This window comes from Vagococcus allomyrinae, assembly GCF_017829975.1.
Classification (GTDB): Bacteria; Bacillota; Bacilli; order Lactobacillales; family Vagococcaceae; genus Vagococcus_D; species Vagococcus_D allomyrinae.
In genome coordinates, this window is sequence record NZ_JAEEGA010000007.1 from 1 (window position 1) to 25,146 (window position 25,146).

Consider the following 25,146-nt stretch of genomic DNA (forward strand, 5'->3'; position numbering starts at 1 on the left):
GGCAAGAAATCTCTTGAAATGAGAGAATGGACGTGTCCTATTTGTCATACTCATCACGATCGAGATATTAATGCCAGTGTCAATATCTTGACCGAAGGTCTAAGATTAGCCTAGATAAACTCACTAACCGTAGGAACTGCGGGGATAGCTTGGTAAATAAAAGACACCGCTGATAGTAAAGAAATACGCTGTCAAGTATGCTTTTTTCCCAAGAATCTTGTGACTTTAGTCATGAGAGGTTCAAAACTAATAGCTGACGATTTACTACGAGATGGTTTATAATGAACTAGTACAAAAATTCACAAAACCATTAGGAGGATCTCCATGACAAACTATCAGCCCTTATTAACTCCACTTACATTAACGAATGGAGCTGTTATTCAAAATAGATTGGCAATGGCCCCAACATCGGTGACTGATGCAACACCAGATGGTACCATTACGCCGGCTATATTAACACTTTTTGAGAGACGTTCTCAAGTTGCTGGCCTTTTGATTGCTGGGGCAGCTACAATTAATGAACGAGGCAAAGCATTTGAAAGTCAGATGAGTATTGCAGAAGATAAACATATTGATGGTCTTCGGGAACTTGCCAAAAGAATGAAAAAAGATGGAGGCAAAGCCGTTTTGCAAATTTATCACGCCGGCCGACAAGCTGCTGCTTCTCACAACCTTTTTGGAGAAGTTGTAGCCCCTAGTAAGAACACTCTCACCAATCTTCCATATGAACCTCGTGAACTATCAACAATCGAAATTTTATCAATTGTTAAACAATTTGGCGAGGCAACTGAGCGAGCAATTGATGCTGGATTTGATGGGGTGGAAATCCATGGAGCCAATAACTTTTTAATTCATCAATTTTTCTCTGCTTCTTCCAATTTGCGACAGGATGAATGGGGAGGTAATCTGAAAAAAAGAATGGCTTTTCCATTAGCTGTCATTAAAGAAGTTAAAAAAGCCGCAACAGCCAAAGCAAAGTCTGATTTTATCATCGGCTATCGTTTAGTTCCTGAAGAAATCAGCAATGACATGCTTGGTTACAGTTTTGATGAGGCCTTATCACTCATCGACGTGATCGCTGATCAAAAGCTAGATTATCTCCATCTCTCTCTTTTCACTGGCTATGACAGTCACGCTGCTCATTCAACAAAACCCTATGGGCAAGCTGTAAAAGAACTTGTGGGAAATCGTGCTGCGGTAGTTATTGTCTCTCAAATCACCACCGCCCAGGAAGCTTTAGATGCTTTAAACTATGGAGATCTTGTTGCTTTAGGACGAAGTGCTTTAATTGAACCAGCCTTTGCTGCTAAGATTGAAAAGGGGGAAGCTGACACAATTATGACGGAAATTACGATCGAGAGTGCGGCAACCATTGGCTTACCTCCAAACTTAATTGATCTATTTGTTTCTGGAGCCGTTTCTTTGGATTTACCAGGAAAAGAAAATTTAACGACTGATCCTTAAGCTAGCTGTCTGACAATATATGATCAAAAGAGCTTCCGATTCCTGGTAATTGGGAGCTCTTCTATTCATGATACAAGGAATAAATGATTGTAATAAGGAAAGAATTTACGATATAATAGACATACTAGCGTAATCACAATCAAAAACACAATTCGGTAGGTAGTCCGGATGTGAGCATCATTTTGACGCTCATCAGTAACCTTCCCTCCTCGGGTCGTCCAGTTGTGATTTAGTAAAAAACTAAGGAGGAGGGGTAAACATGTCGTTAATTGTTTACTTTGATGGTCAGTATTGGGTTGGGATTATAGAATTTCAGGATGAGGAGCGCTTACAAGTCTATCGTCATGTTTTTGGCAGTGAACCTAAAGATGCTGAAATTTGGAGCTTTATTCATAAGCTATTGCCAAAGGTATTAAGCCATTCCCAACAAAAGGGCATCAAAATTGAGACTTCAAACACAATCAAAAGGATCAATCCAAAACGGCGTCAACGACAAATCGCCAAGGAAGTAAAACAAAAAGGAACATCTACAAAATCTCAACTAGCCATGCAAGCGGCTTTAGATGAAACTAAACAACGCCGCCGTCAATCTCGGTCAGCCCAAAAACGGGCGAGAGCTCAAAGAACATATGAATTAAGAGTGGCGAAAGCTAAGGAAAAAAGGCGAGGAAAATGAGAGGAGTCGGTAGGCTTGATAAAGTATGTATCATTTAAGGATGTACCACTGAATGAAGCGACTAGTTTATGGAATGACTGTTTTTCAGATTATTTGATACCAATCAAAATGTCAGAAGTCGATTTGACCCATCGTTTGAGTACTTTGCATTTATCGCCAACAAATTCACTAATTGCGCAAACAGATCACCACTTAACTGGAATCATGTTGTATGGCAATCATAGTATTAATGAGGAAAAAATAGCTTGGATTGGCGGAATGGGGGTTCACCCAGATTATCGACGCCACGGTGTGGCAAAAGGGTTGATCCAAGAAGCCATCTGTACCTCAAAAGACTTGAATGTAAACCGCCTATTATTAGAGGTGATTTGTGGGAACAAGCACGCAGAGGCGTTGTACCGCCAATTAGGGTTTCAAGTTCTTAATTACGTTTCTTTTTGTAAGGGTAAACTCAGGGCCACATGGGAAAATAAAGTTGACCTGCATTTAAAGGAGCGGAGAGTCGACAATGAATTGTGGCAACACCAAAAAGCTAAGACGACATGGCAGAATCTGTTCATTAGCAGAGGAAACTTATTGGAATTAATCATTGAACAGCAGGCCGTTGGTTATTTATATTGTTCGGAATTAGCACAAGAGGGGCAAGTTAAGGCGGTGACAATTAAACAACTTGTTTTGTATAGTGATGCTACTCATCTAGTAGAGGCGACCTTAAGTTGTTTGTACGAAAAATACGGCGAAATTGACCTCAATGTCAGTAATTTCGATTGTGAGTGGCCAATAACTACCGAGTTAATAAGCTTGGGACTTACGGAAGAACTTAGACAAATTCAAATGGAATTGCTACTTTAATTGCCTCAAAAAAACCAAACTAGAAAAAGTTTGGTTTTTTTGTACAAAATACTAGGGAAAGGGTGGACTTTTTTGGGGGTTTTGGTAAAATTGAATTGTACGAACAATATACTGTAACAGAAAAATTAATCGGGGGGTTATGTTTGCTTTTAGTAAAACGGTTTACATGTTATTTTTGTACAATAGTTTTGATATTATTTAATAGGAGGGGAAAGATTGAAAAAGAATGGATCGCGTTTAGCTAATGTCATGATGTTAGGGTTATTGTTATTAGGCACTTTTGTACCATCGGTTTCAGCACTGGCAGAAACAATTGAAAGTAGTGTTGCTACCAGTACTTCTGAGGTTATCAAGCAAAAAGATTTGGAACCGCTTACCGATTCAACAGAAGAAACTAAAACCACCGAATCGTCAAAAAAGGCGACAAGCGCTACAACTAGTGAGCAAGTACCATCAGATATTGCCACATCAGTTCCACTAGCTAAAGAAACTAAAACCTTAACCATTTTAGGGACTTCTGATGTTCATGGAAATATCTGGGACTGGTCTTATGAAGATGACGCACCTGCTGATTTGGGCTTTGCTAAAATCGGCACAATTGTTAAGGAAGAACGGGCCAAAAATCCTCATTCAATTTTGGTGGATGCTGGAGATAATCTACAAGGAACATTGCTGACAGATGATTTATACAGTACTGATCCAGAGTATCTGCTTAAAGAACATCCAGTTATCACTGCTATGAAAACTATTGGATACGATTCGATGTCTTTAGGAAACCATGAGTTTAATTTCGGCTTAGACTTAATCCGAAAAGTGGAGGAAGAAGCCGCTCCTGTTTTTCCGTTGCTATCGGCCAATACCTATGTGAAGAAGACTAAGGAACACTTTGTTACGCCTTATAAAATACAAGATGTGGACGGTGTCAAGGTCGGGATTTTAGGCTTGACCATTCCTCATGTCGCGATGTGGGACGGAGATAAAGTTGATAGTTTGTATTTTACAGATTTAAATGTTGAAGCAGCTAAACAAGTCAAAGAGATGAAGGATAAACATCATCCTGATGTTATTGTGGCTGCCATTCACGCAGGACTAGACAATAGCGATCCTGGTGCGGCAGCTCGAAATGTGATTCTAGACGTACCAGAAATCGATGCCTTTGTTTTAGGTCATGATCACCGAGAATACGCGGAAATGATCGAAGATAAGACAGGCACCTTAAAACCTGCTGCGGCTGTAAAAGACACGGGAGCCGGTGTGGTCAAGATTGATCTGGAACTTGAAAAAGATCCGAACGACAAAGAAAGTCAATGGTCAGTTACTAAGAGTACGCCGAGTATCATCTCATCAAAGGGGGTCGCAACTGATGAGAGTGTCAGACAAGCCACTGCAGAGGCCCATACTGCCACTCAAGAGTATGTTAAAGATGTGATTGGCACTGCGACAGCAGACTTTTTGCCTGAGAATGAGATTCCAGGAATTCCTGAAGCCCAGTTGCGCCCAACTGCGATGATCTCTTTAATAAACAACGTTCAAATGAAAGCCACAGAAGCGGATATTGCAGCTGGCGCCTTGTTTAGAGCTGACAGTGATTTAAAGGCAGGGCCTGTCACCTTTGCCAATATCTTTAATATTTACAAATACCCCAATACCTTAATTGGGGCAACAATGAATGGCAAACAGCTGAAAGCCTTTATGGAAAAACAAGCTAGTTACTATCAACAGTTTGAAGAAGGCGATTTAGCAATTGCTTTTAATCCAAAAATTAGAGTGTATAACTATGATACGTTAACAGGGGTTTCTTATAAAATTGACATTTCTAAACCAGAAGGTCAACGAATTGTTGGTTTAACGTTTAAAGGAAAACCTGTCACAGATGATCAAAGGTTAAAAATTGCTATTAACAACTATCGTTTTGAAGGAATGGTCAAAGACGGTTTTGTTGATCCAGAGCCTTATTATGAATCTGATCCAGATACATTACGTGGCGAAATCGTTAAGTATATCAAATATTTCAGAAAGGGGACGATTGCTCCTGAAGAAGAACTGGTTGACAATTTTGAAATTATTGGCACGGATTTCAGTCACCCAGCACGAGATTATGTGATTCAGCAAATTAAGGCTGGAACAGCTGGTTTTACTGATCTAGTGAAAGATTCTGCAGATGGTCGAACACCCAATGTTGAGAAAATCAACATCTATGATTTGATTGACAAAGGCTTAATACCTGACAAATACTTAGGTGATAGCTTTACCATCATGCATACAAATGACATTCATGGGCGTTTAGAGTATTTAGAAGACAAGTACAGTCCGTCAATCGGGATGGCGCGTTTAAAAACCTTTAAAGATACCAAAAAGCCAACGCTATTAGTCGATGCAGGAGATGCGATGCAAGGCTTACCCATCTCCAATTTGACTAAAGGAGCTGATATGGTCAAAGCGATGAATGCCGTTGGATACGACGCCATGACTTTGGGAAATCACGAGTTTGATTTCGGGATTGAGACAGCCATACAATACGAGCAAGATTTAACATTTCCGATTGTCTCTGCTAATGTGTATAAAAATGATCAATTAGTTTTTAAACCTTATACGATTGTTGAAAAAACAGTTGGCAATCGCCAAATGAAGTTTGCTTTAATCGGGTTAACAACACCAGAGACAAGCGTCAAAACGCATCCGAACAACATTAAAGGAATCACCTTTAAAAAGCCTGCTCCTGTTGCGATTGACACGATTAAGGAGATTGGCGATAAAGCCGATGCCTATGTCTTTATGACACACTTAGGGTTTGATGAGACCACTCTTGAAGATGAGACCAGTACTTATTTGGCTAAGGAGCTAGCCAAAGCTTATCCAAAAGAAAAAATCTTTATTGCGGACGGCCATTCACATTCTGAATTAGCTAATGGGCTTAAAGAAGGAAATGTGTTGATCGGGCAAACAGGAAATTATTTAAACAACGTCGGCCTGATGTCTGCCAATTATACGGAAGAACATACCGTAAGATCTGCCAAACTTATTCCTTTTACAGACTTGAAAACATTAGAGCCAAACACAACCGTGCAAAAAATCGTTGATGATGCGCGAGCCAACTTTGATCAAGTGATGAAAGAAGTGGTAATTGAGAATAATAGCATTCGCTTTAATGGAACGCGAGAAGTGGTTCGCTCCAGAGAAACCAACTTAGGTAACTTAATCGGAGATGCCCTTTATCACTATGGACAAACTGGTTTTAAACAAAAATCAGATTTTGCTGTAGTGAATGGTGGTGGTATTCGTCAGGACATTGGGACTGGTGAAGTTACCAAAGGAGATATTGTGGGTGTGATGCCTTTCGGCAATACCATTAGTCAAGTCCAAATTTCTGGACAAGAAATCTATGATATGTTTGAACATTCTGTTCGTTCAACTGCTAAAGATGTTGATGGAAATGTGATTTTAGATGAAAAAGGCTTACCAATGTTAGGTCAGAATGGTGGTTTCTTACAGGTGTCAGATTCCATTAAGATCACCTATGATTCAACTAAAACTGGTGCTGACCCTGACAAGGGAATTGCTGGTGAGCGAGTTACCTCTATTCAGATTAAAAACCAACAGACTGGTCAATTTGTTGACGTAGATAAAGCTAAAAAAGATTATTATTTAGCAACCAATGATTTTCTGGTTGCTGGTGGCGATGGCTATTCCATGTTAGTCGGCAAACCTGTCGAGGAGGGGGCGTCACTAGATGAAGCCTTTTTACCTTACTTGCGAAATCTCGATAAAGCGGGAATGGCAAAATATGCCGAAGAGTTAACTTTTGAACGGATTATTCCCAAAAAATCAGAGGAGCTTTCAAAAGATTTCAGCTTCTCAATTATGCATACGAATGATATGCATGGTCGTTTAGATTTTGAAAAAGACAAGTCTCTGGGAATGGCAAAATTAAAAACCTATAAAGATTCTGTTAACCCAACGTTGATGTTAGACGGCGGTGATTCAGTTCAAGGACTGGCTATTTCTAATTTTAGTGAAGGAATGGACATGGCAAAAGCCATGAGCTTATTGCCTTATGATGGTGTCGCAGCAGGAAATCACGAGTTTGATTTTGGCTATGAACGAGCGATGGCTTTTAAACAACTATTGCCAATGGTTTCCGCAAATGCGATTAAGGAAGGCAACCCCTCCTTTGATGCGAATAAATTCGTCGAAAAAGATGGCCAGAAATTTGCGATTATCGGCTTATCCACTCCCGAAACGGCCTTTAAGACACATCCTAAAAATGTCGAAGGGGTTACATTTGAAGAGCCGATAAAAATCGCCAAAGAACAACTTGAATTATTAAAAGAAGAAGCTGATGCCTTTATTTTTGTCACTCACTTAGGTATTGATAAAACAACTCCAGAAGCTTGGCGTGGCGATACACTGGCTCAAGAATTGGCAACCGCTTATCCAGATGAGACGATTGTCATCATCGACGGACACTCTCACAGTGAACTCCGTGAAGGACAGGTCTACGGCAATACCTTGCTCGCTCAAACAGGCAACTACTTAAACAATGTCGGCAATATTGAGGTGACCATTAAAGACGGCAAAGCTAACTTTAACGCTCGACTTGTTCCGACAAAAGAACTTAATGATGTAGTGGATGATCCAGCGGTTAAGGAAATTGTCGAAGCGACAAAAGCTAAATTTGAAAAAGAAATGAATGAAATTGTTCTAGCAGACAACCCTGTTTACTTTGAAGGAGATGGTGCTTATGGTCGAACACGGGAAACAAATCTAGGAAATATCATTGGTGATGCCTTATACAACTATGGCCAAACTGCATTTAGCAGCCCTTCCGATTTTGCCGTGATCAATGGCGGTGGTATTCGCGTTCCAATTGAGAAAGGAAAAGTCACTAAAGGAGACATCTTAGCTGTATTACCTTTTGGCAATACAATCGCTCAAATTGATGTAACCGGTCAGCAAATATATGATATGTTTGAACATTCGTTACGTTCAGAAGCTCAAAAAACTGAAGCTGGAAAAATTATTTTAGATGAAAAAGGTCTGCCGATGTTGGGTCGCAATGGGGGCTATTTACAGGTTTCAAATTCTGTAAAAATCATCTACGACTCTAATCTGCAAGGCGCTGTACCGGAAAAAAATGTTCTGGGGCAACGGGTTCTTGAAGTTCAGGTTCTCAATCGAGTATCTAAAAAGTTTGAAGCTATCAATCGAAACACTGTCTATAAAGTAGCAACAAATGACTTCTTAGCTGCTGGAGGTGATGGGTATACCATGTTAGGTGGGAAACGTGAAGAAGGCAAGTCAATGGATGTTATTTTCACAGAATTCCTACAGGAGATTGCCAGCTCTAAACGGACTAAAGTTGTTCCGCTCACGGCAAGTAACTATCAGTTAGCTGATTACTCAGAGCCATTTCCATATAGTCGCATTATCCCGATGACTCAAGCCGAATTTGAGGCACAAAAACCAGAGACCTTGGATCTGTCTCAACTGGAGGCCGCAATTAAAGCAGGGGATAAACTAAAAGAAACTGATTATACGAAAGAAAGCTGGAGCCGCTTTGCTAAAGCATTGGCTGAGGCGAAAATTGTTCTAACAAGTGGGCTACAGGTACCACCAACTGTTAGCCAGGATGAAGTGAATCAAGCAACAAACACATTAAGAGATGCTCAAACAGACTTAACAGAAAATCAACCAATTAAATCACTTGATTTGACTGATCTCGAAGCCGCAATCAAAATAGCAAGTATACCAAAAGAAACCGATTATACGGCGGATTCTTGGAAACAATTGGTCAAAGCATTAGCTAATGCTAAGAAAGTATTAACAGACGCTCAAAAACTTAACACAACAGTCACACAATCTGAAGTTGATGAAGCCACCGCTCAATTACATATAGCGATAGGGAAGTTAGGGAAACTTTTAGATGTTAAGGCTTTAGCCGTAACGATCGAAAAAGCCCTGACGCTTAAAGAAAAAGACTATACATCAGCTACGTGGCAACCATTTTCAGATGCATTAAAAAATGCTCAATCCATTTTAGCACAAGGCAATAGTCAAAATTTCCCAACAACTAAACTCGACTCTACAATAGAGCAGCAAGCAATTGATTCTGCTAGAGTAACCTTAGAAAAAACGATGGGTGAGTTAATAAAAGTTGATAATTCTGGAAATACCGGCAGTTCTAGCGATAGTAGTAGGACAAATGATGCTGGAAATAAGACCGCTACTAAGAAGAAAAAATATTTACCACAAGCCGGAGAAGTGGCGATTAATAGCGCCTTACAAGGATTAGTTATTATTATCGGCGCCGGCTACTTATATAAAGAAAAACGTCGTCGTGAAAGGAATTTATCTTAGAAATATCCAAAAAAGTGAAGCTGCCATTTATCAGGCAGCTTCACTTTTTTGGATGGTCTAAACTATTAAGTCAAACATTTCAAATTCTTCCATCTTTGTTCGAGAAATTTTAGATGGTGTTTTTTCTTTATCCGAATGCGCTTGTCGATGTTGTTGAAGATGATCAGGACGCTTCAACCATTCTTGAAAGTCTTTTTTTGTTGCCCATTTTGAAACCAAGGTGTAAGCCACTATTTGCTTGTTCTTTTGGTGCCAAGCTTCAACGGATAAACACATCTCCGTTTTCTTTAAACTAGTTAAATCTTTTGTTATTTTTTCTTCAACAGCTCTTCATTCTCTATTTCAACTTCAAATGTGACAGATTTAATTATCATGCAATATTAACTCCTTTCTTACTTAATAATATTATAAATGATAATCATTCTCAATTGCAACACAAATTAAAACCTTTTAGTAGAGATCTATCCAATAACAGATGAATGGCTAAGAATAGCGCTAAAGCTAAAGCTAGGGTAAAATGAAGAGAAAAGATAATTAGGAGGACTCACGGGTATGTTTAAATTTATCAAGAATCACTCTATCTTAGTATTAACTGTTATAATAGGTGGACTATTAGTCATTATCCCCCTGTTTCAGGGAGCTATTGAACCTAATTTAACAATTGATGGCATGTATAATTTTGTTGGTTCGTTTTTTGGCGTTTTAGCTGCCGTTATGCTAGCATTTAGTGAAAATAAGGCACAAAATCAAGCGATTCGTGATGAAATTGAATTGAATGCTCGTAAAGAACGAACGATACAAGCAGAATTCCTTTATCGGGAAATGCTCTTTCAAAAAATTGAAAATTTATATGCGAAACTAAATACGTGTATTTATCAAAATGAAGAATCCATCCGCCTGATAAAATACAATCGTGAAACTGTTGACGAACGACAAATGATGAATAAATTATTAGAAAATCAAAACCAAAGCGAGAAGTTGATTCATGATATCGAGTTACTCAGTATTTATTTTCATAACTATCAACCAAATATCGAACAAATTGTGGTCCTATTTGAACGAAGCCGGGATCATTTAGCACTGCTAGAAGTTAAACTAACAACTGAAGAATCAGTCGAATTTAATGATAAAGTTGAAGCTTACATAGAATTTTTGGATGACTTAGATCAGCTTTTAGATGATTTATCAATTGACCTATTAAAAAAAATGAAGGTAGAAGTAGTGGAACTAGCTAATCTAAGTTCTCTTGATGATGATAAGGAGCATTAAACAGTGAGATAAAGAAAAGAAAGCAACTAGCAGGTCTAAAGATTAACCTTTCATGAAGTAAAAAGCCATCCTGCCGGATGACTTTTACTGTTATTATTTGCTTTCTGATGTAAGGAGGGGCTCAGATTGAAGCATGTCACTGATCGATTTTGCTTCACTAACAATTGTTTCTGAGTCAACTAAATCGCTGACGTTTTTAGTTAATAATTCCTGATAATCACTTAATACAGATGCTCCAAAATCATTATCGATAACGCTGGTTGTTAGAGAATCTAGTTTTGTTTGATAGAGGTCCTTAAAGGTATCATTGGCAAGGAAACGCGTAACTAAGATATTCTCTTTGCCACCCATTCCGCCCATACCACCAGCTGGTCTGTCAGTTTTTTCGTTATCATCACCTTGGAATTGTTCGCCATCAGGCATTTCTGGTCGACTGCCATCCATTTCAGGTGGGGTGCCCATTCCTTCAGGGGGATTTTCCATCCCTTCTGGTGGGGTTTGACCAGCATCTGCAGGCGTCATGCCATCATTTTTACCCAGGGCACCTGCCATTTTTCCACCAGCAAATCCACCCATGCCCATGCCACCAAAAGCTAGATTATGATCCCAAGCAACAACTGTCATTTTCTTAGTTGTTGCATCATAGTATAAATAGGAATTATTACCTGGTCCATCAATATCATCAGTATTGTGAATAAGCTCCTGACTAGCCAGATAAGTTGCAAAGGCATCAGTGTCCAAATAATCATCTAGTTCAGCGGCGAAATCCTCGTCAGTAGAGTTGTTAATAAAATCTAAAAAACTGATTAACGGTGTTAAATCATCATCACCATATTTCTGCTCAAAAACATCCACATAGTCAGTTGGATCGGTACCTCGGTATGAATAATCGCCATTACCATCTGCTTTATATAGAAGTCCTGTTGAATCAAAATGTTCTTCTGTCCATAAATCATCGTCAGGAACATCGAGAACTAAGCGTAATTTTTCTTCAGAATTATTGACAGAAAATTTTGTAAAGGCGGCTTTCTCAGCTTCCACACCTGCTTCATTTAAAACAGCTAAGGCTACAGCTTCATTTAGTGATGTTTCGGTGTTGTTAGCCCGAACGACGAAGTAAGATCTTCCTTTATAAGCAACGTCCTTTTCGTACTTGTCTAAACGAATGACCCACGGAAGAGTCTCAGGCGATTCAGAATCTAAAGAACTTGGCTCTCCAGTTGGCACGTTTTTTTCCTCTGCTGTGCTAGTGGTAGTCGCTTCTGTGGATTCTGTTTTATTAGTAGTTTTTGATTCTGTTTTAGTCGCAGAATTACTTAGTCCTCTTAAAGTAGAATTTCCTTTAAGTTTAATTCCCACATTTTTAAACGTGGTGCCATCAATTGTCACAGTTGCTTTAATCCAGGTTTTATCGCCAGAATTGGTATACTCCGTTAACATGGTTTGATAGTCGGCCTCATCGAAATCAACGCTGATTTCATGAATAGTATCTGTTGTAAAAAAATCTGTCGCCGAAGCAGTGGCCGTTTGATTGCTTGAGGCTGACGATTGAGAAGGAGTCGAACAACCTGTTAAAATCAATGATGCTGTCAACACAGCAGTGGTTATTAATAATCCTTTGTTTAGTTTACTCATTTGTTTGCTCCTTTTCGTTATCTTGAGTGTTAACTCTAATTTTAGGTTACCAAGAGAAACTTAAATCAAGCTTAAAGAAGTTGTTCCAAATGAGGGTCATAGTTGACTTTTTGAAGGATCTATTCGATAATTAATAGTGGTAAGTACCAGTTGTTCAGAATGTTGGGAGGAGCAGAAGTGGAAAATAAAAAACAGTCTTTGTACGGAAAATTAGTGGATACAATCAGAGAATCCATTGAAACAGAATTAAAACCACATGACTTATTGCCTTCTGAAAGAGAACTTTCCGATATTTATGGCGTTAGTCGGACAACTGTTCGGTTGGCTTTGCAAGAATTGGAGAACTTAGGCTTTATCTATAAGAAACATGGCAAAGGAACATTTGTATCTAGCATCACTGATAGTATCTTAAATTTGTCAGGAGCTTATAGCTTTACTGAACAAATGATATCTTTAGGAAAAGTACCAGAGACAAAAATTTTGGAATTTAATGTCACTAAAGCAAATAAATATTTTAGTGACAATTTAGATGTGCACCAAGGAAGTGACATAATCAAAATCAAACGATTACGACTAGCAGATGGTAAACCGATGATGGTCGAAAGAAGTTATTTGCCTTACAAAAAATTTGACACTTTAAGCATTGAAATGTTACATAATTATCCAATGTATGACATTTTCAAAGATACTTACCATGAGATTATTAAATATGCAGAAGAAGAGTTTTATGCCAGCATTGTGAGTGCAAAGGATTCATTATTGATTGATGTTCCTGATGGTGCTGCTTCTTTAAATTTAGTCCGCAAAACCTATAATCTCACTAACGAAGTCATCGAGTATACTCTAAGTGTGGCCAGAGCTGATCAGTTCAGGTATAAAATTTTACATAATCGAATTTAGTAAAAATTGTGATAATCGTAGAAATAGGGTTAGTTATTAGACGTTATCTCGGTAAAAGACCAGAAAGAAGAGGAGACTTGCTGACGACAGGATAATAATAACTACTGAACATTTTAATAATAAAAAACATCCTCTGCGGGTGTTTTTTTGCCATGGGATTTTGTTAGCTTTCAAAATGAAAAAATTTTAATGGTATTTTGATTGCACATCTCTGATAAGATGTTATCGTTAAACTAAAGGAGCTGATAAAAATGACCGTTAAAATATTACTTGTTGAAGACGAGGACAGTTTAGCTAACTTTGTTTCGGAAGAGTTAACTTTCGAAGGTTATCAAGTTATTCATGCAAAAGATGGTGCTGAGGCCTTAACCTTATACGAGGACAATCAATCTGTCTTAACGTTGATTGTTTTGGATTGGATGTTACCAGTTTATGATGGTATTACTGTTGCTAGACGAATCCGCAAGAACAGTCAAATCCCAATTATTATGATGACTGCCCGTGATCAGGTGACGGACAAAATCACAGGATTGGATACTGGGGCAGATGATTACATTACGAAACCCTTTGATATTGAAGAGTTATTGGCCCGTATTCGCGTTATCTTACGTCGGGCAGAACAATTGATTCAGTTGAAGCAACAACCTGTTATTTATCAATATGAAGACCTGGTCTTGGACACAACCAAACACCTAGTCCAGCGGTTTGGAGAACCTATACCGTTAACGCAAAAAGAATTTGAATTGATTTTAGCACTAATTAAGCGTCCGGAAGAGGTCTTATCTCGCGATGAGTTGCTAAATGCCGTCTGGGGGTATGACTACTTTGGGCAAACAAACACGGTGGATGTTTACATTCGCTCTCTTCGAAATAAGATGGATTATGTGCCGGAAAAACGCCTTATTCAAACAGTCCGTGGTGTTGGCTATGTCATGAGGACTTCCTATGACTAAATCAAAAGTGAGTGTTAATAAGAGGCACACAATGCAGTACCAATTAACGGTAAGATTCGTCAGCTTACTAGTGATTGCCTTAGTAGTCTTAAGTACAGCAATCGTCACTATGACCTTTTTTTCTATCTATGACTCAACAAAGGATCAAACAGACTTGCTATTAACATCTCTCAAAAAAAGTGGGGCCAATACTGAAAATGAGTGGCAATCTCTGTTAGATACTCATATTCCGAATGATAATTCACCTAATTTCATTCGGATCTCCCTAGAAGATGGTCAGACAATCTACTCTGAAGAGGCGAGAGATCTGTTTAAGGACTTTTCCGAATTCAAACAAATCATCTTCGCTAAACATATTGTTTGGGATGAAGAACTAGAACCTTATTACTATCAATCAACTGCCATAGATGGAGTCGCGATTAGCATACTTGTTGAACTAGAAGACAGTTTTGACATTATTGGTCAAATTCTATCATTTACCATAATTTTGACATTGATTATGATTGTGATTGGTGGCATTCTTACTTATCGGTTTTCTGAAACTATCAGTCGATCACTGAATACAATGAATTTAGAAATTATGGACTTATCTGAACATGATCAGCAAAGCTGGCTAACTGAACCAACGAAACCAATAGAGGTTGCCAATATTTCTGCGTCTTTCAACCACTTAATTGCTGCTCAACGGGCATCTGTTGAACGAGAAAAGCAATTTGTCGCAGATGCGTCTCATGAGCTGAGAACCCCTTTAACAGCCATTCGCGGGCATGTTAACCTAATTAAACGAAGGGGGGAAAAACATCCAGAAATAATCCCCAAATCCATTGAATATCTTGATAAAGAATCTAAACGGATGGAAGTCTTAGTGGAACAATTGCTAACCCTTGGAAGACATGAGCGCGGAACTGATTTGGTTGATCTGTCACAACTCGTGAAAGAAACCATCCATGAGTTTCAAATGGTTCATTCTCAGGAAATCGTATTAGAAATAGAAGAAGTTGAAATAATAGGTAGTCAAGAACAACTCTATCAAATTGTTCGCAATTTAATCGAAAATGCGCTTAAATATAGTAAACAAACTGATAAAGTCACAGTGACGTTAACCAGTACCGATCATACTGCCAAGTTAGTAGTCATGGATGAAGGGATTGGTATTTCTGATCAGGATAAAGCGCAGATATTTGAACGGTTTTATCGAGCCGATCAGTCACGTTCTAGTATCGTAAAAGGATCGGGGATCGGGTTATCGATTGTTCAATCATTAGTTAAACAATATCAAGGCAGTGTTACCGTATCTGATAACTATCCCTCAGGGAGTGTCTTTACCGTATTATTATCAATCAAATAAATAAATGAAAAAGTCTTCATTTTCTTTTCACTTGATAATCGTTATCTTTCCTTTGATTGTTGGTATCATCATATTAAGCAATCAAATCAAAAGGAAAGGAGTCATCAATGAACAAAGGAAACACGTCTTTATTGATATTGCTTATGCTTATTAGTGGTCTAGGTGCTATCTTCTGGCCTGCTAAAGAAAAGCAATTAACTTCAGTTAAATCGGTCATTTATCAAATCGACGGTCACTCACATATCAACTTTTATTCAATCAAACTGCTTCAGAAGGATAAAGGTTATCTCTATGAGGTTATAGGCCAACAACATCAACAAGCGTATCGCTGGCAGATCAATGATAGTTCAGAGGTGATTAGTCAAGAATCAATAACGATAGCTGCTAATCAAGAAAATAGCCTCTTGTTAGATAAAAATATCTTAATACAAAATCTGTCTATTATTGCAGAAATGACAGCAGGAAAAGGCGTTGCAACATCTTGGCAATTGACAAACGAGGGTGGAAGAGACCTTTGGAAAATAGGTGTAACTGATGGAGTGCAACACCATGATGTGATAATCAATAACAACACACTGGCAATTGAAGCAGTGAAACTAATATAAGAAATGGAGAAGATACTATGAAAACAAAATTAATGATGTTAAGTCTGGCAACACTAGGATTAGTTTTAGGAGGGTGTACAACCAATAGTAATACATTACCTAGCGACTCTGTTTCACCAGAAACTTCAGTTAGTTCCAATGAATCAACAAGTAGTAACCCAGAAAAAGCGGATACTCAAGCAACTGTTCCATCAATAAAAGTTACTGTGGCAGAGGCCATAGCAGCCTTTGAAAAGGCTTATCCTGACACGTCAATTACATCGATTGATTTAGACACATCTTTTGGTGCTTACTATTTTGAGGTTCAAGGTGTAGACGACAATAAAGAATATGAGTTAAAAATCAACGCTGAAACTGGTGAAGAAACCAAAGAGAGAGAAGAAAATTTGGATGCTGACGAAAAGAATGGTGTAAAAAAAGCGGAAGATGCCTTAAATTTAAAGGATATTCTTTCAATAGACGATGCTACAAAGTTTGCAGCTGAAGCGTTGGGAGTAACCCAAGAAACAGCGACAGATTGGTCTTTAGACAAAGAACTAACCATTACCTATTGGGAAGTAACATTCAAATCTGGTCGTTCTGAGTCAAGTGTGAAACTAAATGCCCAAACAGGGGATATTTTGGAAACTGAATTAGACGACTAATATAAGAAAATCCCCATGTAAGAAAATGCTTATGTGGGGATTTTCTTATACTTAAAAACAACTTCCATAAATTATTTCTCTTCCAATTCATATAACAGGCTTTTTTTAGTGGAAAAAACAGCGAATATAGCGTTTACATTAAGAGGTAAATATTATACAATAAAAAAAATGATACCTTATACGTTCTCAAAAAAAGGGCAAATGGAGTAGAGCTTTTTTGAGAAACGTAGCTTAGAATTTTTCCAATTATGTTATAGTGGGTTAGTCAATTAAGAAAGAGAGATGATTGATTGGATGAAGAAGCATTAGTAGAATTAAAAAACTTTGGAAAATACTTTACTATTCATAAAGACATTAAAATAACCTCTGTAGAGAAGCTCAACTTTAAAATAGTAAAGGGAAAGACATTTGGCCTTGTAGGGAAATCAGGTAGTGGTAAAACCACATGTGGGAGAACATTAGTTAATGCTTTTCCACCTACTGAAGGAACAATTATTTATGACGGCAAAGATATTCTTGATATGACATATCGAGAAAAAATTAATTTGCGAAAGAAAGTTCAAATCATTTTTCAGAATTCATATGCCGCTCTTGAACCTCATATGACCATCAGTGAAATTATCAAAAAGCGAATCGATATTTTTTTTCCCGCTCGTTGTATAGAAGCTCAACAAAGACAAATGGAGAAGCTTTTATACTTTCTTGGTTTTAACCAGTCACAGATTAATAGCCAGATCTATCAATTAGCGGATGATAAGCGACAGAAAATCGACATCGCTCTCGCTTTAGCATCGGAACCAGAACTTATCGTTTGTGATGAACCTATTTCATCTTCAGATTCCAATTTTCAAGATGAACTAATTTACATATTGAAGAGTTTGCAAGAAGAATTGGGACTAACCTATTTATTTGTTTCCAAAAACTTGTCAGCTATCAAAGATAGTTCTGATCAGATTGGCATAATGTGGTCTGGAATTTTAGTAGAACTAACTAATGGCAGCTTTCTTAAAGGGAACAAAGTGCATCCGTACACTAAGTATTTGTTAGCTAACAGGACGCAACAAGCAGTAAGAACAAAAGTTAAACCTTTTTTAGAAAATCACACTGTAGCTTCTAAAAAATTAGGCTGTCCTTTTATTGAGAGATGCTCATTTTCAATGCCAATTTGTCAATACATTCAACCTGAATTGACTGAAGTAGAACCTCATCATTTTATCGCATGTCACTTATATGCCTAAATACCCCATCAGCGCAAGATGCTGATGGGGTATTTAGATCTTAAACTGTGTGTAGACTAACGATTAAAGAAAGTTAGAAAACGTTGATTCCAAATTGCTTCATGGTGCCGGATAATTTGTTCAGCGCTTAATTCAGTTCCATCCAAAGTGGTTGTACTCCCTTGTGCCATAGAAAGTTTATAGCCTAATCCATGGGCTACTCTGATTGTAGTATCAACACAATATTCAGTTTGAGCACCACAAAATTCTATCTCTCTCACTTTTAAGTCTGTAAGTAATTTGGTTAGAATGGTTTGGTAAAATGAATTAGCATGAGTTTTAGCAATATAATAGTCTGAGCCTCTATTATTTAATTGATCCATTAATTTCCAAGCTTCGCTTGTAGGAACTAATTCTTGATCCTCATGTTGAACAAAAATAATAGGTCGTTTTTGTTGGCGATAATCTGCTATTCGCTCGTTAGTAATCCTCAAAACATTATCAAGTCGATACAAGGGGGCTTCATCAGTGTGTAATCCTCTTTGCAAGTCAATAATAATTAAACAATCAGCCATTTAACCACTCCTTTATTAATATTGATATTTTAAGTCTTTCATAAGCATTTATTTTGTGGACACCTCTAACCATGCCTTATAATAATCAACCGATTTTTGTCGGTCATTAGACGCTGTTGCTAGGTAGGGGGCGATGATTTGCCCAACATGAAACCCAAGTTTACTTAACGACTCTTCGTGGTGTTGGTAATTGTGCTCGTCTAAGTTTTCCGAATTCGTTTCAAGCAGACAAGTGACATATTTTTTCCCCATGTTCTTTTCATTTCGCCAAAGTTCTTCGTTACCATTTTCATAATTAAGGGGGACGGCTAGCCCCATTTGAAATTCCCTTGCTGCAGGCGATTTTTTAAATAAAACAAAATTAGTTGGCCCGGCCAGTTGAACTTGAATGTCTTGAGGGTTATACATATCAAAAGCGACAATTTTCTCTAAGAGAAGTATTTCTTCTTGATAACTATTTTCTTTTAAAGTGAATAAGTTCTCCAATTGTTGCTTACGGCCAGCAATGCCTGTTAATTTCTTCTTGAGTTCTGTCAATTCTTGCTGAACCTGTAGCTCGGTATCATTCAAAATACTGTAAATAGCTTCAGGACTCAAACGATTGAACTCTTTCATTTTTTGAATTGGAACATTCAAATTTCGATAAAATACCACATCAAGCAGTTCAATTGTGGTTTGTATATCAAATTCACGGTATTCATTCTCATCATTTCGCTTAATCTTAAAAATATCTTTTTCTTCCCAATAACGAATAGTCGAGGCAGGAATCTGAAAAAGCCTGGCTATCTCTCCAATGGAATAACGCTGTTCCTCAGACATGTTCATCCTCCTTTTTGTATATACAGAAAGTATACCGTTATTTTTGTTGACATTCAAGTAACTTGAAGGTATAGAATGAATCTCGCAGTATATTTTTGATGTTTCATAAGCAGAAGGATGTTTACAAGAAAAAGGAGAATAACCATGAAAAGTATGACAGGCTTCTTTAGCCAAAACAAAAAAATAAGTATCTTAACGGCTATTAGTTTAGCTGTCCAAATTATGGGAACATTAGCCGTTCCTTTTTTAATTGGTGAACTAATTGATAAGGGGATTGCTTCTGGTAATCCGTCTATCGTTTTAAGAATTGGTGGTCAAATGTTAGTCGTCGCTTTAGTTGGCGGTGGTGCCGCTATTTTAGGAAGTTACCTATCAGCGAAACTAGCTGCAACGTACGGATATGAAGTCCGCCAACATTTTTATCAGAAAGTCCAACAACTATCATTGCAAGATGTTGAATCTTTTGGCGTAGCTACTCTGTTAACACGGATGACAAATGATGTCACAAATGTTCAGCGCTCTCTAGGTATGTTCTTACAATTAATCTTGCCGGCGCCCATCATATGTCTTTTTGCTGTCTTGATGACGTATATCAATTCACCCAAATTAGCCTTAATACCATTAGTGTCAATCATTCTTTACTTGATGGTAGTCGGTTTTTTATTAAAAAAAGGACTGCCATTATCAAGTGAGATTCAACATCGATTAGATCAGATTATGGTCAAATTAAGAGAGTTTTTTAATGGTATCAACATGATTCGTGCTTTTGATAATCAAGATGAGGAAGAGGAGAAAACAAATCAGCGATTTAGTGATTATGCTCAGAGTATGATAACAGTGAATAAAATTTTTGCTTATTTAACACCAGTAGCCTACATGTTGATGGGATTAGTTTTCGCCCTAATCATCTGGGTTGGAGGATTACTTGTAGGACAAGGATCACTACAAATCGGGATTGTCACAGCAGTTGTTGAATACTCAATGTTAACACTAGCTTATTTAATTATGGCAGCTATGGTAATTGTCACTTTGCCTCGTTCTCTTGCATCATTAACAAGAATTGAAGAAGTGTTAGCGACAATCCCTGAAATTAACGATGAGAAACAAGATTTCACTGCGATTTCAACAAACAATACCTCGAATTTTGTTAGTTTTAACGCAGTTCAATTCGCCTATAACGGAGCAGAGCCCGTTTTAGAAGATATTACCTTTAATATTGCCAAAGGCCAAACAACTGCAATTGTTGGGGGAACAGGCTCTGGGAAAAGTACGATTGCCAAAGTGCTTTTAAATTTGACAACCATTAGTAGTGGCGAAATTTTGATTGATGGGGTTATGCTAAATAATTTATCTCAAAAAGATCTGCGAAATAAAGTTAGCTATGTGCCCCAAAAAGCTTTTTTGTTCAGTGGTACAATTGAAAGTAATTTAAGGATGGGGAATCCTGAAGCCAGTAAAGAAGAACTTGAACGAGCAGTAGAACTTGCTCAAGCGAAGCCTTTTATCGCTGATCAAGAAGCCGGCTACCAAGCGTTTGTTGCTCAAGGAGGCAATAATTTTTCAGGTGGTCAAAAACAACGACTAAGTATTGCCAGAGCACTCGTTAAACCAGCTGATTTATATATTTTCGACGATAGTTTTTCGGCTCTAGATTATCAGACGGATGCAAGATTACGTCAGGCTTTACGTTCTCAAATGGAAGGTAGTACGTTTCTAATTGTCGCCCAGCGCCTGAGTACAATTAAGGATGCCGATTTGATTATTGTGTTAAATGAAGGTCGAATAGTTGGGCAGGGTAGCCATTTAGATTTATTAAAGAACAATCAAATTTATCAAGAATTTGCTGTATCTCAAGGAATTAGCGTACAGGGAGGACATGTACATGAAAACATTAACTAAGGAGACGAGTATCCGCCGCTTTTTAGCCTTCATTAGACCAGAGCGTTTTCACTTCTATTTATTAGCATTTTGCAGCCTTATAAGCAACGCCTTGATTACTGCCATGCCTTTTGTTATGGGGATCGCAATTGATCGTTTATTGTCTGCAATTAAGCTTGGGAATGGCACGCCATTGTCAACATCACTTTTAACTGAAGTTCTCGCGTCTCCTGTTCTAGTGATCTTAGTTTTGGCCCTTACAAGCGCAGGAATATCATACATTCAAGAACGAACGATGGCCTCTTTAAGTGAACAAATCACCTTGCGTCTGAGAAAAGAAGTAACCAAGAAAATCAAAGTATTGCCAATGGCATTTTTCGATAATCATCAAGTAGGGGATATTTTAAGTCGAACAACGAACGATATTAATCGAATTGCAGAAGTATTACTAACGGGAATTAATCAGTTGTTTTCTTCAATCGTCAACATTGTCTTGGGAATCGGCATGTTACTTTTTATCGATATCAAATTAACTGGTATCGTCTTAATCCTCATTATCGGTTCCTCTGTCGTAACGACTTGGGTGGCGAGCAAAAATAAAAAACTAGCTGATAAAAATCAAGCTGAGTTGGGAATACTAAATAATCAAACAGAGGAATTTTTCTCAGGGAATTTAGAAATTAAGACGTTTAATAAACAAAATGAGACTGCTAAAACGATTGAGGTTACCAATAGTCGTCATGCAAAAGCTTTTCAGGATTCACAATTTTTTGATTATGCTATTTATCCTGCTATTCGTTTTTTAAATCAGTTAGCATTTATCGTAAGTGCGATTATTGGGGCTGGAATGGTGATTCAGGGAGGAATGACAATTGGGATTATCCAAGCATATCTACAGTACGTCAACCAAATATCTGAGCCCATTACCAACTTTTCTTATGTCATAAATGCGATCCAAGGGGCGATGGCCTCATTGGACAGAGTTTTAGTTATTTTAGATCAACCAGAAGAGCAAGCAGAGGGGCAGGACCTGTTGGCGATTGATGATACTGAAGGAGAAATAGCATTTAATGATGTCAAATTTGGCTATTCTCCTGACAATCTATTGATGAAAAATGTTAGTTTTGTCGCTCGACCTCGTAAGATGATTGCAATTGTTGGACCAACAGGAGCAGGAAAAACGACATTAGTCAATTTATTAATGAGATTTTATGAAATTAATGACGGAAGTATCACATTTGATGGAAAAGATATCACATTATTATCAAGAAAAGATTTACGTGCCATGTTTGGGATGGTTTTGCAAAATACTTGGTTATTTGAAGGTTCAGTTGCTGATAATATTGCCTATGGAAAAAAAGATGCAACTCGTCAAGATATAATAGCCGCATCTAAAGTTGCTCAATGCGATCACTTCATTCGAACGTTACCAAATGGTTATGATACGATTATTTCAAGTGAAGGTGGGGCACTTTCTCAAGGGCAACAACAGCTATTAACTATTGCTAGAGTAGTATTAGCGAATCCACCAGTTGTTATTTTAGATGAAGCAACTTCAAGTGTTGATACTCGCACAGAAGCTGAAATCCAACAAGCGATGAGGGAAGTTACCCAAGGGAGAACAAGTTTTGTTATTGCCCATCGTCTATCGACTATTGAGAAAGCTGATCTAATTTTAGTCATGAAAGCTGGTACCATCGTGGAACAAGGGAATCATGAGGAATTATTAGACAAAGAAGGTCTATATTCTAAATTGTATCAAAGTCAGTTTCAAGCATAGTTGATTCTAGTTAATTGATGAAACTGCAGTCAGAAAAAGATGAGTTTCTCTAGACATAATTCATCTTTTCGGTTCCAACAATCAACATCTAGTAAACAATAATAATATTATGTCAACTAAAGAAGATTAAATTTTTAGTTGACATAGGAAGTGGTGAATTTGCAGTAAAAGTAGCTATGAATCATCGGAAGATGTAAAAAGACCCGATACTTAAATTAGTTCATGTTTGACGAAAAATAGACTATTTAAAAACTATCACTTATTTTTTTATATTTAATACAACTTTTAGTCATTATGTCCGGTTATCATCGCTTAATAATGCTATAATTTATAAAAGGATCAGAAAAATGATGGTTTATGATTTACAAAACGCTTGAGAAACATTTGTTTCAAATTAATAAGTATAGAACAGATATAACTTTTGCATAACTAAGTTATTATTTTTGTTAAGCGAATAGGTAGAGGAGATTGATTTGCATGGTAAAAACATTAGAAACACCTCGTATAAAATTGAGGAAGATTACTGCTGATGATTCTGCTGAAGTATTTGAGAATTGGACACGTTCTGAGGTTGTAGCGAAGTATTTAACTTGGTCTCCTCATTCATCAGTAGAGGCAACGAAAGATTGGTTAACTTTTCAAGAAAAAAATGACAGTGTTGGATGGGGCATAGTGTTAAAAGAAACAAACCAATTGATTGGAAATATTGCTGTTATCGAAGATAAACTTAAAATAAAAACGAAAACAATCGGATATGTGTTAGGAGAAAACTTCTGGCATCAAGGTTATATGACCGAAGCATTAACAAAAGTCATTGATTTTTTATTTGAAACAACTGATGTGAATCGAATTGAAGCAGAACACGATGTAGAAAACCCTAGCTCTGGCCGAGTTATGGAGAAATCCGGGATGATTTTTGAAGGGATTTTACGTGAATCTGGGCTGAATAATCAAGGTATTGTTGATGTGGCAGTTTATAGCATTTTACGGTCTGACCGAACATAATTAGAAATAGTTTTAGAGGTAGTAACTTATTTGAAAGTAGCTTATGTTAATGACAGCTTATTTATTGACTCATATTAAGCTGTCATAATTAAATAGTGTCAAAGTATTTAAAAAAAGATTTCCCTTTTATGCTTTTAAAATAGTACGAACCATAAAAAAGACATCAGAAAGTAGGTACTTAAATGACAAAATATGATGTGTTGTTATTCGATCTGTTCTTTACTTTAGTTGAACCCCAATATTTACCAGGGGAAAATGAGTTTGATGCTCTGGGTATCTCTATGGAAAAATGGGAAACACATGCGGAGCACAACTCTTTGTACTACAAAAGAATTACTGGTGGGGTTCACAATAAATTCGAAATAATTGAAGATATCTTAAGTAGTTTAGGTATCCCTCGTGAAAAATCATTGGTCAAAAATCTTGCGAATCAGAGATTAAAACGAATAAGCGAATCACTTATTCATGTTAGTCCTGAAGTGATAAACACCTTACATGAGCTTAAAAAAAATAATAAAACTCTTATTTTAGTTAGTAATGCAGATGTATTGGATATAGAAGGTTGGATCAAATCACCTTTATGTCAATTGTTTGATGAGGTCTTTTTTTCATGTAATGTCGGTTATGCAAAACCCGATTTACGTTTTTACAATTATATTTTGCACAAACTTGAACTAGACAATAAACGTTGTTTATTTGTCGGGGACGGCGGAGACGATGAACTATTAGGAGCATTTCAACTTAACATTGATACAGCACAAGCTACATATTTTTATGATAGAGAACTATTCTCACATTCTAATAAGGTAACTTATAAAATCAATAAAATAGAGGAATTGCTTGCGATTGTGAGATAAATATTTTTCAATTTATAGGCTTCGCATTAACCAGACAGCCTTTGATGAACTTAACATGTTTTTTGTTAAAATCTATCCAATCAACTTAGATTTCACACAAAAGATAATCATCAAAAAGCCCAACCATAATTTTTTAATCAATACGTTATCAATTTCAAGACATTCTCAAACATTTGCTATGACTGGACTCTCTCTCTTTCATTAAAAACTACTTTGTATAATATATAGTCTGTAAACAATTGATTTTATAACCGTTATCGTTCGATAAACGGATTCTTGTTGTGTTTTCTTTTTGATACAATGAATTTATAA

20 protein-coding genes are annotated in these 25,146 nt (G+C 37.2%); 16 read left to right on the top strand and 4 right to left on the bottom strand.

Annotated features, from left to right (window positions below; all coding sequences use genetic code 11):
• The 5 genes from I6N95_RS11410 to I6N95_RS11430 form a co-directional block, all read left to right on the top strand.
• Positions 1-114, top strand: a 114-nt coding sequence (locus I6N95_RS11410) for a zinc ribbon domain-containing protein (RefSeq protein ID WP_209528484.1), incomplete at its 5' end; no start/stop codon positions are given.
• Positions 115-324: 210 nt separating this feature from the next.
• A complete protein-coding gene (locus tag I6N95_RS11415; protein ID WP_209527797.1) occupies positions 325-1,464 on the top strand; it encodes an oxidoreductase in 1,140 nt (379 codons plus the stop codon).
• A 259-nt stretch (positions 1,465-1,723) separates the two neighbouring features.
• Positions 1,724-2,140: a YjdF family protein gene (locus I6N95_RS11420; protein WP_209527799.1), complete on the top strand. Its 417-nt coding sequence runs from the start codon at positions 1,724-1,726 to the stop codon at positions 2,138-2,140.
• 15 nt (positions 2,141-2,155) lie between these two features.
• Positions 2,156-2,992, top strand: a complete 837-nt coding sequence (locus I6N95_RS11425) for a GNAT family N-acetyltransferase (RefSeq protein ID WP_209527803.1) — start codon at positions 2,156-2,158, stop codon at positions 2,990-2,992.
• A 216-nt stretch (positions 2,993-3,208) separates the two neighbouring features.
• A complete protein-coding gene (locus I6N95_RS11430) occupies positions 3,209-9,349 on the top strand; it encodes a 5'-nucleotidase C-terminal domain-containing protein (RefSeq protein ID WP_209527807.1) in 6,141 nt (2,046 codons plus the stop codon).
• A gap of 57 nt (positions 9,350-9,406) precedes the next feature.
• On the opposite strand, the gene I6N95_RS11435 is transcribed toward I6N95_RS11430, so the two are convergent.
• Entirely contained in the window at positions 9,407-9,625 is a 219-nt protein-coding gene (locus I6N95_RS11435; RefSeq protein WP_245249443.1) for an antibiotic biosynthesis monooxygenase family protein, read from the bottom strand.
• 276 nt (positions 9,626-9,901) lie between these two features.
• On the opposite strand from I6N95_RS11435, the gene I6N95_RS11440 reads away from it, so the two are divergent.
• On the top strand, positions 9,902-10,618 hold the full coding sequence (locus I6N95_RS11440; RefSeq protein ID WP_209527810.1) for a hypothetical protein: 717 nt from the start codon (positions 9,902-9,904) through the stop codon (positions 10,616-10,618).
• A gap of 93 nt (positions 10,619-10,711) precedes the next feature.
• Here I6N95_RS11440 and I6N95_RS11445 read toward each other — a convergent pair whose 3' ends face one another.
• A complete protein-coding gene (locus tag I6N95_RS11445) occupies positions 10,712-12,253 on the bottom strand; it encodes a CotH kinase family protein (protein WP_209527814.1) in 1,542 nt (513 codons plus the stop codon).
• Between the two features lie 159 nt (positions 12,254-12,412).
• On the opposite strand from I6N95_RS11445, the gene I6N95_RS11450 reads away from it, so the two are divergent.
• From I6N95_RS11450 to I6N95_RS11475, 6 genes are all read left to right on the top strand, one after another.
• Positions 12,413-13,153, top strand: coding sequence for a GntR family transcriptional regulator (locus I6N95_RS11450; RefSeq protein WP_209528486.1), 741 nt, complete (start codon positions 12,413-12,415; stop codon positions 13,151-13,153).
• Positions 13,154-13,404: 251 nt separating this feature from the next.
• Positions 13,405-14,106, top strand: a complete 702-nt coding sequence (locus I6N95_RS11455) for a response regulator transcription factor (protein ID WP_209527817.1) — start codon at positions 13,405-13,407, stop codon at positions 14,104-14,106.
• Positions 14,107-14,137: 31 nt separating this feature from the next.
• Entirely contained in the window at positions 14,138-15,454 is a 1,317-nt protein-coding gene (locus I6N95_RS11460) for a sensor histidine kinase (RefSeq protein ID WP_245249445.1), read from the top strand.
• A 107-nt stretch (positions 15,455-15,561) separates the two neighbouring features.
• A complete protein-coding gene (locus I6N95_RS11465) occupies positions 15,562-16,059 on the top strand; it encodes a hypothetical protein (protein WP_209527824.1) in 498 nt (165 codons plus the stop codon).
• A gap of 17 nt (positions 16,060-16,076) precedes the next feature.
• Positions 16,077-16,703 carry a PepSY domain-containing protein gene (locus I6N95_RS11470; protein WP_209527827.1) on the top strand — a complete coding sequence of 209 codons (627 nt, stop codon included), beginning with the start codon at positions 16,077-16,079 and terminating at the stop codon, positions 16,701-16,703.
• A gap of 290 nt (positions 16,704-16,993) precedes the next feature.
• Complete coding sequence (locus I6N95_RS11475; protein ID WP_209527830.1) at positions 16,994-17,941, top strand: oligopeptide/dipeptide ABC transporter ATP-binding protein; 948 nt, start codon at positions 16,994-16,996, stop codon at positions 17,939-17,941.
• 56 nt (positions 17,942-17,997) lie between these two features.
• On the opposite strand, the gene I6N95_RS11480 is transcribed toward I6N95_RS11475, so the two are convergent.
• Positions 17,998-18,495: a cysteine hydrolase family protein gene (locus I6N95_RS11480; RefSeq protein WP_209527834.1), complete on the bottom strand. Its 498-nt coding sequence runs from the start codon at positions 18,493-18,495 to the stop codon at positions 17,998-18,000.
• Between the two features lie 48 nt (positions 18,496-18,543).
• Complete coding sequence (locus I6N95_RS11485) at positions 18,544-19,314, bottom strand: MerR family transcriptional regulator (protein ID WP_209527837.1); 771 nt, start codon at positions 19,312-19,314, stop codon at positions 18,544-18,546.
• Positions 19,315-19,458: 144 nt separating this feature from the next.
• On the opposite strand from I6N95_RS11485, the gene I6N95_RS11490 reads away from it, so the two are divergent.
• The 4 genes from I6N95_RS11490 to I6N95_RS11505 all read left to right on the top strand — a co-directional run bounded on the left by I6N95_RS11490 (position 19,459) and on the right by I6N95_RS11505 (position 24,834).
• Positions 19,459-21,213: an ABC transporter ATP-binding protein gene (locus I6N95_RS11490; protein ID WP_209527842.1), complete on the top strand. Its 1,755-nt coding sequence runs from the start codon at positions 19,459-19,461 to the stop codon at positions 21,211-21,213.
• On the top strand, positions 21,197-22,972 hold the full coding sequence (locus tag I6N95_RS11495; protein ID WP_209527845.1) for an ABC transporter ATP-binding protein: 1,776 nt from the start codon (positions 21,197-21,199) through the stop codon (positions 22,970-22,972). Before I6N95_RS11490 ends, I6N95_RS11495 begins: the two co-directional genes overlap by 17 nt.
• A gap of 477 nt (positions 22,973-23,449) precedes the next feature.
• Positions 23,450-23,977: a GNAT family N-acetyltransferase gene (locus I6N95_RS11500; RefSeq protein ID WP_209527849.1), complete on the top strand. Its 528-nt coding sequence runs from the start codon at positions 23,450-23,452 to the stop codon at positions 23,975-23,977.
• A gap of 182 nt (positions 23,978-24,159) precedes the next feature.
• Positions 24,160-24,834 (top strand): HAD family hydrolase, encoded by a 675-nt coding sequence (locus I6N95_RS11505; protein ID WP_209527851.1) that lies wholly within the window; start codon positions 24,160-24,162, stop codon positions 24,832-24,834.
• Positions 24,835-25,146: the final 312 nt, after the last annotated feature.